Here is a 12,788-nt window from a genome sequence, read left to right on the forward strand (position 1 = left end):
TTGCCTAAGTTACCGATCCCCGATGCTTGCGCCCACGGCCATTGTGGGTTCAAGTGCGGCCGGAGGAAGCTGCAGCAAAGGGGTAACCATGGGAGGGGCGGTGGACGGACGCCTGTACGGGCAGCCCATGGCGGAGTCGGGGCTCGACGCGGCCTTCATCGAGCGATCGCTGTTCGACGCGCTGATCGACATTGCCGAGGCCGATCCCGATCTTCCGGCCGTCGAGGACCAGAACCGGCAGCCGGTGACCCGTCGGAACCTGCTGCTCGCCGCCTGCGTGCTCGGCCGCCGCCTTGCCGCCCTCAGCCGCAAGGGCGAGCGGGTGGGGTTGCTGCTGCCCAACGTCAATGGCGTCGCCATCGCCTTCTTCGCACTTCTCGCCTACGGACGGACGCCGGCGCTGCTCAACTTCACCGCCGGCAGCCACGGCCTCGACGGCGCCATCAAGGTCGGCACCATCCGGACGGTGATCACCTCCAGCGCTTTCGTGAAGACGGCCAAGCTGGAGCCGGTGATCGACGAGCTCAAGGACAAGGTTCGCATCGTCTATCTGGAGGATGTGCGGGCCGGCCTGTCGTTGCTCGACAAGGTCGCTGGAGCCGCCTATGCCCGTTGGGCGCGGATACTGCACCGACCCTATCGGCGGGCGCCGCGGGACATCGCCGCCGTGCTGTTCACATCGGGTACCGAGGGCGCGCCGAAGGGAGTAGGGCTCACCGCCACCAACTTCCTGTCCAACGTCGCGCAGGTCCTGGCGCTCTATAAATTCCATCCCGAGGACACGCTGTTCAACGCGCTTCCGGTGTTCCACTCGTATGGTCTTACCGCTGGTCTCCTGCTGCCGATCTACGGCGGTTTCAAATCGTTCCTCTATCCCTCGCCGCTGCATTACAAGATCATTCCCGGCCTGGTGCGTGACAGCCGATCCACGGTGCTGCTGTCCACCGACACCTTCGCCGCCGGCTGGGTCAGGGCCGCCGAGGACGGCGACTTCGACAAAGTGCGCCTCACCATCCTCGGCGCCGAGCGCGTCAAGGAGCAGACGCGGGCGCTCTGGATGGACCGCTTCGGCGTGGTGCTCAACGAGGGCTACGGAGCCACCGAGTGCGCGCCGGTGCTGTCGGTCAACTATCCCGGCAGCTTCCGCGACGGCACCGTCGGGCGCCTCCTGCCGGGCATCGAGGCGCGGCTCGATCCGGTGCCGGGCCTCGAGATCGGCGGCCGCCTGCACGTGCGGGCGCCCAACATCATGGCCGGCTATTACCTCGCCGACCAGCCGGGCGAGCTCAAGCGCAACGATCCGGACGGCTGGTACGACACCGGCGACATCGTCTCCATCGACGAGGACGGCTTCGTCACGCTGCTCGGCCGCGCCAAGCGCTTTGCCAAGATCGGCGGGGAAATGATCTCGCTGGCCGCCGTCGAGGCCTTCGCGGCGGCCCTCTGGCCGAACGCCTCGCACGCCGCCGTCGCCGTTTCGGATCCGCGCAAGGGCGAGGCGCTGGTGCTGGTCACCGACGCCGGCGACGCCACCGTCGAGGCGCTTTCCGCCTATGCGCGCGAGCACGGCGTGCCCGAGCTGCAGGTGCCGCGCAAGATCGTCAAAACCTACGCGCTGCCCGTGCTCGGCACCGGCAAAATGGACCTCGCCGCCATCGAACAGATGGCGCGGTCCTGAGGCCGCCTGCCGCCGGATGCTCGAAGTGCCTGAGCGGATTCGATGACCGGCGCCGGAGGGTTGTGCCGAACGCGATCGATTCACCGATCGGTAACCGCTGCATGAGACTCTTCATACGCGCCATCATGCAATATGAACAATCGTAAGTAGCCATATCCAACCGGTTAAAGCTGCTGAGAAATTGGTTGAAGGTGGCATGATTATTCATGATTAACAAAGGTTTGACGACCTTTGTTAATATGATGCCTCAGATTTGGCGCGAATATCCGCCCCGCAGTTGCCGCGGCACTTGCGGTTTTTCCGAAAATGACAGCAAACACAAAAGGATGTTGGGTCATCCTTCGATATGCCATGCGGTTAGGGAGCGGTTTCTACCCATCGGGTAGCGGGCGGCAATGAGCCCCTGAAATCGCCGGAAATGCCTTCTTTCCAAACTCCTCGCGCATGGCCGGGGCTCCCTTGGAGGAGGAAACCCCCGGCGATGTCCAAACCCGATTTGCGGCGCCGGCTGCAACTTTCGGGAGTCCGGCGCGCCGTCGCCTCGGCCAATGAATCAAAACCGGCACGGCCGATCAAGCCTAAATGGGAGTCATTTCAGGCTATTGGCGAGGGTGGCTTGCCCAACTTCGAGTCAGGTCGGCCTGATGTTGTGAATCGGAGTCCGATCGCAAGTCATTGAACGCTGCCGGAGCTGGCGAGCCGCAACGCCGACCTGGATTCGGACGAGCCCGAAGCGGGATAAGTTCAGGTTGACGCATCGGAAAACATCGCCCGCCCGTTGCCGCCATTGTGCAACCTCACGAAAGTTCGCGGTCTAGTGCGGATGGATATTTGTCCAGCTTGCACAAAGACGCTGCCGGGCTCGCACCCTATTGTGACAGCGCCCTGGTTGGACGTCAGAGGTGAACATCGGGGACAACGATGCGTATGCGCGTCGTAGAAGAAAACTTGCTCAGGGAGTGAGATATGACCACCACCGTGACATCCGGCGGGCTGGGCGCGAGCGGAATCGACGCGACCTACAAGAAAGTCGCCTTGCGGCTGATCCCGTACATCTTCGTCTGCTATCTTTTCAATTATCTCGACCGCGTCAACGTCGGCTTCGCCAAGCTGCAGATGCTGGACGACCTCGGCCTCAGCGAGACGGCCTACGGCCTCGGCGCCGGCATCTTCTTTCTGGGCTACGTCGCCTTCGGCGTGCCGAGCAACCTGATGCTGCACCGCTTCGGCGCCCGCCGCTGGATCGCGCTGATCATGGTGCTGTGGGGCCTGTTGTCCACCAGCCTGCTGTTCGTCCGCTCGGCCGAGTCGTTCTACGTCCTCCGCTTCCTGACTGGCGCCGCCGAGGCCGGCTTCTTCCCCGGCATCGTTCTCTACCTCACCAAATGGTTCCCGTCGGCGCGGCGTGGCGGGGTGATGGCGCTGTTCATGTCGGCCATTCCCCTGTCGGGCGTTCTCGGCGGACCGTTCTCCGGCTGGATTCTCGGTCATTTCACCGACGGCCAGGCCGGCATGCATGCCTGGCAGTGGCTGTTCCTGCTGCAGGGGCTGCCGACGGTGGTGCTCGGTATCGGCATCCTCGCCGTGCTCAGCAACGGCATCGACGATGCGCGCTTCCTGTCGTCCGACGAGAAGGCCGCCCTCAAGCAGGCCCTGGTCGAGGACGACAAGAACCGTCCAAAGACGGTGTCGGACAGCTTTGCCGCCGTCCTCCGCAACAAGGGCGTCTGGGCGCTGGGCGTGATCTACTTCTCGATCCAGAGCGGCGTCTACATGATCAATTTCTGGCTGCCGTCGATCATCAAGGCCAGCGGCCAGACCGATCCGGCGCTGGTCGGCTGGCTGAGCGCCATTCCCTATCTCGCCGCCAGCGTCTTCATGCTGTATGTCGGCCGCTCGGCGGACCGGCACCGGGAGCGCCGCCTGCATCTGGCCATTCCCATGCTGATGGGCGTCGGCGGCCTGATGGTGGCGGCCAACTTCAGCGCCAGCCCCACCATAGCGCTGATCGGCCTCACCATCGCCACCATGGGCGCTCTCACCGGACTGCCGATGTTCTGGCCGATTTCCGGCGGCTATCTGTCGCCGACCGCGATGGCCGGCGGCCTTGCCCTGATCAACTCGATCGGCCAGATCGCCGGCTTCGTCAGCCCCTATATGGTGGGCTGGATCAAGGACACGACCCAAAGCACCGACACGGCGCTCTATATCCTCGCCGCGATCATCCTGGTTGGCGTGGTCCTGGTGCTGCGCATTCCCGGAAAGCTGGTCAACCGGTAAGCTGATCGCCGGGGGCTTGCCATGAGCCCCCGGCCTCTTTCACGCCGGACACCGACACCCCCCAATTCCGCCTTTGCCAATCGATGAGGACACCGGCGATGAAAATCGTCATAGCCCCAGATTCCTTCAAGGAAAGCCTGTCGGCACTGGAAGTCGCCAGCAACATCCGCGCCGGCTTTCGCGAGATCTTCCCGGATGCCGACTATGTCGTCCTGCCGGTCGCCGACGGCGGCGAGGGCACGGTCGAGGCCATGGTCGCCGCCACGAGCGGCTCCGTCGTCAGCCTTGCCGTGTCGGGTCCGCTCGGCAAACCGGTCGACGCCTTCCTCGGGCTGACCGGCGACGGCAGGACGGCGATCATCGAGATGGCCGCCGCCAGCGGCCTGATGCTGGTGCCGCCGGAGGCGCGCGATCCGCTGATCACCACCACCTTCGGCGTCGGCGAACTGATCCGGGCGGCGCTCGACAGGGGCGCCCGCCACTTCATCGTCGGCATCGGCGGCAGCGCCACCAACGACGGCGGCGCCGGCATGCTGCAGGCGCTGGGCGTGCGTCTGCTGGATGCCGACGGCAAGCCCATCGGCCCCGGCGGCGGCGAACTCGGCCGTCTGGCGAGCATCGACGTGTCCGGCCTCGATCCGCGCCTCGCCGACTGCCGCGTCGAGGTGGCCTGCGATGTCGACAATCCGCTGATCGGCCCGCGCGGCGCCTCCGCCGTGTTCGGCCCGCAGAAGGGGGCGACGCCGGACAAGGTGGCGCTTCTCGACGCCAACCTCGGCCACTACGCCGCCGTCATAAAGGCCGTGCTCGGCGCCGACGTGGCGCATTTGCCCGGCGCCGGCGCGGCGGGTGGCCTCGGCGCCGGCTTCAAGGCGTTTCTCGGCGCCGATCTGAAGCCGGGTTCGGAGATCGTCACCACGGCGGTGGGGCTCGACGCGGTGGTGGCGGATGCCGATCTGGTCATCACCGGCGAGGGACGCATCGACGGCCAGACCATTTACGGCAAGACGCCGATCGGCGTCGCCACGGTGGCAAAGCGCCACGGCAAGCCGGTGATCGGCATCGCCGGAAGTCTGGGCGCCGATTCCGAGGCCGTCTTCGATCATGGGATCGACGCCGTGTTCGGCGTGCTGCCGCGCGCCTGTTCGCTGGCCGAGGCCTTCGCCGAGGCGAGCGACAACCTGCGCGTCACGGCGCGCAACGTGGCCGCCACGCTGAAGCTCGGCGGTTTCGGCCGGCAGGCGTAGCGGCCCGGCGAACGTCTGGCGCAGATCCGTAACGGCCGTAGTATGATGGTCGTCCGCATCACCGGAGACGTTGGCCTTGGATCGCGCGTCGCAGACCTTCACCCTGCTGCACATGGATGCCGCTCTGGCGCAGTCGATCGTCGAGCGCTCCATGCAGATCATCGACTGCAACGTCAACGTGATGGATGCCCGCGGCATCATCATCGCCAGCGGCGACCGCAGCCGCATCGGCACGATGCACCAGGGGGCCTTGCTCGTCCTCGACAAGCAGGACGCCGTCGAGATCGACGGCGAGATGGCCAAGCGCCTCAACGGCGTCAAGCCGGGCGTCAACCTGCCGCTGCGCAGCCAGAACAATATCGTCGGCTGCATCGGGCTTACCGGCGAGCCGGGCGACGTGTCGCGGTTCGCCGAGCTGGTCCGCCTGGCGGCCGAAACCATGCTCGAGCAGGCGCGCCTGATGCAGTTGCTGGCCCGCGACGCCCGGCTTCGCGAAACGCTGGTTCACAGCCTGCTTCGCGGCGAGGACATCACGCCGTGGCTGCGCAACTGGGCCGAACGGCTGGGGCTCGATCTCGGCATGCCGCGCGTGGTGGCGGTCATCGAGGTGACGACGCGCGGCGCCGATGCGAAGACCATCGTCGCCGAGCTCGAACGGCTGCACGGCCTGCTCAACTTGCCGTCGCACCGCAATCTGGTGGCGACGATCTCGCTCAACGAGATCGTCGTCCTGAAGCCGGCGCTCGACGGCCAGGGCAAGTGGGATCTCCATGTGCACCGCCAGCGCATCGAGAAGCTGCTGTCGCGCATGAACGAGGAAACGAGGCTGGGCTTGCGCATCGCGCTCGGCCGCTATTTCCCGGGCGAGCAGAACATCCCGAGGTCCTACCAACTGGCCAAGGCGACGCTGGCGGTCGGCAAGCGGCGCTGGCCGGAGCGCGCGGTGTTTCTCTACGACGACCTGCGCCTGCCGGTGATGCTCGACGCGCTGGGGCAGAACTGGCTGATCGACGACATCGGCTCGCCGATCGACGCGCTGGCGGAGGCCGACCGAAGCGGCCAGCTTCTGACCACGCTCAACACCTGGTTCGACCAGAACATGCACATGGGCAGAACGGCCGAGGCGCTGGGCATTCACCGCAACACGCTCGAATACCGGATGCGCCGCATTCGCGACCTCACCAGGGTCGAGATGTCCTCGGTCGAGGAATGCTTCGGCCTCTACCTCGGCTGCATTTCCAGAAAATGGCGCGGCGGATCGTGAGGGGGAGAGGCGAAACGGGAAAAAGATTGCCTCTTGCCCACCTCTCGCGCAACAAAAGCACGGTCTCCGGACTTTTCCCCGGAAGACCGTCCGACTATCATGTGTCATACCTCACGGAGGCACGGCCGGTTTCCGGTGAGGCCGGGCCGGTTTCTTTTGCGCAAGGATGTCGTCGTTGTCCGCAAGTCTTCAATCCGTGAGCCGTCCGCTCGACGCCCTCGACCCGGTGTGGGCGCGCGTCCGGCGGGAAGCCTCGGCCATCGTCGAGAACGAGCCGGCGCTGGGTGGCTTCATGCACCTCACCGTGCTCGACCACGTCCGCCTCGAGGACGCGGTCATCCAGCGCGTGGCCGACCGGCTCGGCAACACCACCGTGCTCTCGGCGATGATCGCCCAGGCCTTCCGCGAGGCGGTGGCCGACGATGCCGATATCGCCGCCGCCTTCCGCTCGGACATCGTCGCCTTCGAGGACCGCGACCCGGCCTGCGACCGGTTCATCGAGCCGCTGCTCTACTTCAAGGGCTACCACGCCATCGAGGCGCACCGGCTCGCCCACTGGCTGTGGAACCATGGCCGGCGCGACCTGGCGCTCTACCTGCAGAGCCGGTCGTCGGAGGTGTTCCAGGTCGACATCAATCCCGGCGCGCATCTCGGGCGCGGCCTGTTCTTCGACCACGCCACCGGCATCGTCATCGGCGAGACGGCGGTGGTGGAGGACGACGTGTCGCTGCTCCAGAACGTCACGCTCGGCGGCACCGGCAAGGAGACCGGCGACCGCCATCCCAAGATCCGCCACGGCGTGATGATCGGCGCCGGATCGAAGATCCTCGGCAACATCGAGGTGGGCGCCTGCTCGCGCGTCGCGGCCGGTTCGGTGGTGCTGAAGCCGGTGCCGCGCGGCACCACGGTGGCCGGCGTGCCGGCGCGGGTGATCGGCGAAGCCGGCTGCAGCGATCCCTCCCATTCCATGGAGCAGCGCCTGCCGGAGGGCGGCGAGGGCTGAGAAAGAGCGGGGGAACCATGCAACCGGCCCGCCATTCGTGGGTTTCCTTGCCAGCCTGTCCGTGCCAGAACACGCCGACGCCGGCGACTCGTCGCCGTCCGGTTCGCCGCTCCCGCCGCGAGCGATCGCCGGCCTTCAGACTGGAGAAGCCAACTTGACCAAAGACGAAATCGCCCGCATCGAGAAATTCCTGCGCAAGACGCTGCAGTCGCCGACCATCAGCGTGCGGGTCCGGCCGCGCAAGACCGACTCGGCCGAGGTCTACGTCGGCGAGGAGTTCATCGGCGTCGTCTACGAGGACGACGAGGACGACGACAAGTCGTTCAATTTCCAGATGGCCATTCTCGCCGAGGATATCGCCGGCTGATCCGGCCGGCACGCGCATCGCGCCATCCAGAGCGTTCCGTGTTGCGAAAGAGCACGGAGCGCTCTGCTTTTTTTGGGCGGGGTGCTTTAGGCGGTGACGCCGAAGGACAGCAGCAGCACGCGGACGCCGCTCTTGATGCCGGCCCAGTCGGCGAGCAGGCCCTTGCGGAAGCGGATCTGCACCGACAGGTCGGCGCCGGCGTGAATCTCGGTCAGGCAGGAGGCGGGGTATTCGCTGTCGTCCGGCGCCGTGCAATGGGTGGTGAACGGATTGGTCGAGCCCGCCTCGAAGAACACTTCCTCGCCGCTGAGCCCCGACTCCTCGGACATGCGGTGGCCGACGAGACCGGCCGGCGCCGGGATGGTCCCTTCCTCGAAGAAGTGCTGGTAGACGTTGATCAGCCGGCCGACGCTGTCGGTCGGCGTGTCGCGCGTGCGGATCGTCAGGTAGACGACCGGCGCGTTGGCGCCGAGGTCGAGGAAATCCTTGCGGAAGTCGCGCGCATAGCCGGCCATTTCCGGGAAATGGACGGCAAGGTCGATGCGCTCGTGCGGGCCGACGTTCCTCTGGTCGGCGAAGCGGAACATGTTGGCCGGGATCACCAGCCGTTGCCGGCCGATGAACAGCGCCGTCGGCGTGGGGTCGGTCGAGCGGCCGTCCCGGCTGTCGAAATTGCCGGAGAGGCTGACGAGGATGTTCACCAGCATCACGCCGCCGGCCAGCAGGAACGTGGTGAGGACGGCGCGCAGGAACCAGGCGGCCGCGCTGGTGCGGCGGCGGGCCGGGCGTCGAACCGGACGAAGCAGGCTTTCGTCGGAATATGCCGCGTAGTGGGTCACGACCGCCTCCCGAATTGAGACAGGAGCCCCGAACCGCCACCCTCGGCCGTCCCGGGACACCGCCGAACCCCGCCAGTTTCGTCTTCCGGCCCGCTCCGCATCGTCGCGGCCCGCGCCTTGCCACGTCCCTGGCAGGTCCGTGCTCATTGTTTCATTTCGGATCAGGGTTAAGGCGGGGTTAACGGCAATGAATGTCGAGATTCTGGTGACGTGTTTTTCGATCGCTCTGGGCTTCGTCCTGGCGGGCCTCCTGTCGTCGCTCTACCAGCTCGTGACCTCGAGGCCGGCCCGCTTCGAGATGCAGGCGGAGACGATCCTGCTGGGCATCGCGCAGACTTTTCTCATCATGTTCGCCGGCCCGGCCATCCTGATGCGCAACGCCATCCGCGGCCGGCGGATCGAGCACCGCAATCTCGGCTGGCTGGTGGCCTCGACGGCGATCGCCGGCGCGTGGAGCCTCTGCTCGGGCGTGATGCTGCTGCCGTTCTTCGTCGTGGTCGCCCAGTCGATCGGCTGAGCCGGACGGCTTGCCCTTCGGCCGATGCCGTCCGCCGGGCGTCGTGCCGGGGAAACTCTTGTCGAAGAAAGACTTCTGAAACGCTTCGCCCCTAGAATTGCTCTTCATGCTTGTGGGCGGGACGTGGGCACATGTCGCGGTTCGGCTGGGAAGGGGCAGGGACGAAAGGCACGCGCCGCCGTGAGGTGGCGGCATGAACCTTCTCGCCTTTCTGCGTTTCCGCAAGGCCGACCTGCTGCGGCGGCTGGCCAACCTGCTGCCGATCCTGTTCACCGTCGTCCTGCTGATCTTCGCCGAGAATTCCGCCCTCGAGGCCTACCGCACCTTCCAGCGCATCGAGGCCTCGAACGCCAGCGAGGCCATGCAGGCCGGCCGCGACATCGGCGATCAGGCCAAGCTGGTCGAGATGTCCCGCCGCAAGCTCGGCAATCGGCTGATCCTCGGCTTCACGGCCCAGGACGCCGGCGATATCCGCGACGCGCTCCAGCGGCTGCTCGCCACCATCGAGCGCGCCCGCCCGTCGTTCATCATGCCCGGCGACGCGGCGCTGATCGCCCAGATCGACAGTATCGCCGAGCTGGCCTCGGGGCTGGGCGTCGCCTTCGCGAGCGTCGGTCCCGACGATACGGCCGTCCTCAATGCGCTCGACGGCGATCTGAGGCGCCTGTCGGAAAAATTCCGCCTGCTTCAGGAGAACATGACCGAGCAGGGCACGCGCTATATCGCGCTGCAGGGCGAAACCCTGTCGGCGAGCTATTCGGCCATGCTGAAGCTCTCCATCGCCCTGGTCGGCGCCATCGTGTCGATGCTGGCGCTGCTGGTGCTCAACCGCCGCGCCACCTGGCAGGCCAACTATCGCGCCGACCACGACGTGACCACCGGCGTGCTCAACCGCCGGGCCTTCGAGCGCTGGATCGAGGGCATCCACTTCGATCCCCAGGCCTCCAAGGCGGTGATGGTGTTCGATCTCGACAATTTCAAGGAGGTCAACGACGAGCTGGGCCACATGGCCGGCGACCACGTGCTCAAGGCGTTCGTCGGCAATCTGGTCGCCTCCTTCGGCCAGGATGCCCTGGTGGTGCGCTGGGGCGGCGACGAGTTCGTGGTGGTCGTTTCCACCGACGGCTTCGTCGAGGCCGGCGCGGTGACGCTGCTGCGCGCCTCGTTTGCCCGCCTGCAATCGATCGTGCGCTTCGGCGATACCGACATCGACATCCGCTGCTCCGGCGGCGCGGCCGTCTGGCCGTCCGACAGCCGGGATTTTCACGAGGTGCTGCAGCTCGCCGACCTCGCGCTCTACAAGGCGAAGTCGCGCGGCAAGTCGCGCCTCCAGTTCTACGACGCCGACATCCTCAACGAGCGCCACAAAGTGCTGGCGCTGCGGGAGCGGCTGCGGGCGGCGCTGCGCGACGGCGAACTCAGCCTCTACTGGCAGCCGCAGGTCGACGTGGAGCGCGGCTACATCCCGTCGGCGGAGGCGCTGATCCGCTGGACGGACCGGGAGAGCGGCGAGCTGATCCCGCCGGGCGAGTTCATTCCGGCCGCCGAGGCGTCCGACCTGATCATCGAAATCGACAATTTCGTCATCGAGGAGGCGGTTCGCACCGCCGCCAGGTGGGCGACCATCTGGCAATACCCGCCGATCGTCGCCGTCAACGTCTCGGCGGTGCATTTCCAGCGGCGCGAATTCGTCGGCCAGGTGCGCGATATCCTGCGCCGCCACAACGTCAGCCCCGACCAGCTCGAGCTGGAGATCACCGAGGGCGTCATCCTCGGCAACAACATCGAGGTGACGCGCAATCTCAAGGGGCTCGAGGCGCTCGGCGTGCATATCGCCCTCGACGACTTCGGAACCGGCTACTCCAACATCGCCTATCTGTCGCAATTGAAGCCCGACCGGCTGAAGATCGACCAGACCTTCATCGCCTCGCTGTCGGGCAGCCACCAGATGGAATCGCTGGTGTCGGCGATCATCGGCATCGGCAAGGCGATCAACTGCGAGGTGGTGGCCGAGGGCGTCGAGACGGCCGACCAGCTCGATCTGGTGCGGCGCCTGGGCTGCTGCCTGGTGCAGGGCTATCATTTCGCGAGGCCGATGCCCGACGCGGAATTCCAGGCCTGGCGCGACGCCAATTATCCGGACGCCGCGGCGTCGGTGAAGCACCTCCGCCGGCTCGGCGACCGGCTGGCGAGTGCCATTGGCGGCGACGCCGGCCGGGGGCGCGACCGCGAGACGCCGTAGGTCAGGGACCCCCTTTTAGGCTGCTCGGTTCACGGTCCGCCGCTGATCGGGCTTGGTGGCGGCACGGACGGGCGTTATGTATGCGCCAACCCATCCGTCAACATCCGAGGGGAGCGCGCCATGGCCGTCTGGCCCACCGAAATCCGTCTTTCCGCCGACAAGCGTTCGCTGGCCGTCTCCTTCGAGGACGGCCAGTCCTTCTCCATTCCGGCCGAACTGTTGAGGGTAAACTCCCCTTCGGCCGAGGTTCAGGGGCATGCCCCGAGCCAGCGCATAACGGTGGCCGGCAAGCAGAATGTCAGAATCACCGCCGTCGAGCCGGTCGGGTCCTATGCCGTCCGCCTGGTGTTCGACGACGGCCACGACAGCGGCCTCTACACCTGGACCATCCTCTACGAGACCGGCCGCGACCAGGAGGCGCTGTTCGCCGCCTATGTCGCCGAACTGAAGGCCAAGGGCCTGTCGCGCTGACCCGGCGAGGCGGACGCGAAAACGCCGCCGCGGCCGGCCGCGGCGGCGTCCTGATGTCCTAGGCTCAGTGGACGACGACGACCTTGGTGCCGACGCCGACGCGCTCGTAGAGGTCGGCGACGTCGTCGTTGGTCATGCGGATGCAGCCCGACGACACCGCCTGGCCGATGGTCCACGGCTCGGCCGTGCCGTGGATGCGGTAGATGGTCGAGCCGATGTACATGGCGCGGGCGCCGAGCGGATTGTCGGGGCCGCCGGGCATGAAATAGGGCAGCTTGGGCTGGCGCTTGCGCATGGCCGGCGGCGGCGTCCAGCCGGGCCACTCGGCCTTGCGGGTGATGTGATGCGTGCCCTGCCAGGTGAAACCGGGGCGGCCGACGCCGATGCCGTATTTCAGCGCCTTGCCGTCGCCGACCACGTAATAAAGGCGGCGTTCGCCGGTGTTGACGATGATCGTGCCGTTGCCGTAGGGGCCGGCATAATCGATCATCTCCTTCTTGATCGGGCTTTCCATCGGGCGCGCAGTCCGGCGCACGATGGTCTGGAAGCTGCTGGAGGCAGGATCCCAGAAGCGAACGGTTTCCTCTTCGGCACGGGCGGTGCCCGTGTGGAGCGACGCGGCCACCGTGGCGACCGCCGCAAGGAGAAGCATCTTTCTCATCATCGTGAAAGAACCGGAATCCGAAAGGTTTGAGGGGACGCGACACATCCGAAGTTCGACTCGGGGTATCGCGTCGAATGCGAAACTGACGAAGGACGATGCAGAGTGCATCGCCGACCTTCAAGCGCTTATACGCGAAACCCCGGTATCGGTTCCACCTTCTCGCCGCTTTGTTGCCACAATGCAACGGTCGCGCTCAGGTTTTGGAAACCGCCGGAT

Annotated in this window: 11 protein-coding genes; 9 read left to right on the forward strand and 2 right to left on the reverse strand. The window is 66.4% G+C overall.

Annotation, left to right across the window (positions count from 1 at the left end; genetic code table 11):
* Positions 1-100 precede the first annotated feature (100 nt).
* The 6 genes from CJ014_RS01985 (at position 101) to CJ014_RS02010 (ending at position 7,839) form a co-directional block, all read left to right on the forward strand.
* A complete protein-coding gene (locus CJ014_RS01985) occupies positions 101-1,678 on the forward strand; it encodes an AMP-binding protein (protein ID WP_245426985.1) in 1,578 nt (525 codons plus the stop codon).
* 966 nt (positions 1,679-2,644) lie between these two features.
* The gene (locus tag CJ014_RS01990) at positions 2,645-3,958 is read left to right on the forward strand and encodes an MFS transporter (protein WP_100078832.1); all 1,314 of its coding nucleotides are present in this window, start codon (positions 2,645-2,647) and stop codon (positions 3,956-3,958) included.
* A gap of 98 nt (positions 3,959-4,056) precedes the next feature.
* Complete coding sequence (locus CJ014_RS01995) at positions 4,057-5,205, forward strand: glycerate kinase (RefSeq protein WP_100078833.1); 1,149 nt, start codon at positions 4,057-4,059, stop codon at positions 5,203-5,205.
* A 76-nt stretch (positions 5,206-5,281) separates the two neighbouring features.
* Positions 5,282-6,469, forward strand: a complete 1,188-nt coding sequence (locus CJ014_RS02000) for a sugar diacid recognition domain-containing protein (RefSeq protein ID WP_245426986.1) — start codon at positions 5,282-5,284, stop codon at positions 6,467-6,469.
* Positions 6,470-6,635: 166 nt separating this feature from the next.
* A complete protein-coding gene (gene cysE, locus CJ014_RS02005) occupies positions 6,636-7,472 on the forward strand; it encodes a serine O-acetyltransferase (RefSeq protein ID WP_100078834.1) in 837 nt (278 codons plus the stop codon).
* A 154-nt stretch (positions 7,473-7,626) separates the two neighbouring features.
* Complete coding sequence (locus tag CJ014_RS02010) at positions 7,627-7,839, forward strand: DUF3126 family protein (RefSeq protein ID WP_100078835.1); 213 nt, start codon at positions 7,627-7,629, stop codon at positions 7,837-7,839.
* A gap of 86 nt (positions 7,840-7,925) precedes the next feature.
* On the opposite strand, the gene CJ014_RS02015 is transcribed toward CJ014_RS02010, so the two are convergent.
* Positions 7,926-8,678 (reverse strand): hypothetical protein, encoded by a 753-nt coding sequence (locus tag CJ014_RS02015; RefSeq protein ID WP_100078836.1) that lies wholly within the window; start codon positions 8,676-8,678, stop codon positions 7,926-7,928.
* Positions 8,679-8,883: 205 nt separating this feature from the next.
* On the opposite strand from CJ014_RS02015, the gene CJ014_RS02020 reads away from it, so the two are divergent.
* From CJ014_RS02020 to CJ014_RS02030, 3 genes are all read left to right on the forward strand, one after another.
* Positions 8,884-9,195, forward strand: a complete 312-nt coding sequence (locus tag CJ014_RS02020) for a DUF6949 family protein (protein WP_245426989.1) — start codon at positions 8,884-8,886, stop codon at positions 9,193-9,195.
* Positions 9,196-9,388: 193 nt separating this feature from the next.
* The gene (locus tag CJ014_RS02025; protein WP_100078838.1) at positions 9,389-11,437 is read left to right on the forward strand and encodes a putative bifunctional diguanylate cyclase/phosphodiesterase; all 2,049 of its coding nucleotides are present in this window, start codon (positions 9,389-9,391) and stop codon (positions 11,435-11,437) included.
* Positions 11,438-11,557: 120 nt separating this feature from the next.
* A complete protein-coding gene (locus CJ014_RS02030) occupies positions 11,558-11,908 on the forward strand; it encodes a gamma-butyrobetaine hydroxylase family protein (RefSeq protein ID WP_100078839.1) in 351 nt (116 codons plus the stop codon).
* A gap of 64 nt (positions 11,909-11,972) precedes the next feature.
* Here CJ014_RS02030 and CJ014_RS02035 read toward each other — a convergent pair whose 3' ends face one another.
* On the reverse strand, positions 11,973-12,560 hold the full coding sequence (locus CJ014_RS02035; RefSeq protein ID WP_425351885.1) for a L,D-transpeptidase: 588 nt from the start codon (positions 12,558-12,560) through the stop codon (positions 11,973-11,975).
* Between the last annotated feature and the right edge of the window lie 228 nt (positions 12,561-12,788).

This window comes from Pleomorphomonas carboxyditropha (genome assembly GCF_002770725.1).
In the GTDB taxonomy this organism is placed as follows: domain Bacteria; phylum Pseudomonadota; class Alphaproteobacteria; order Rhizobiales; family Pleomorphomonadaceae; genus Pleomorphomonas; species Pleomorphomonas carboxyditropha.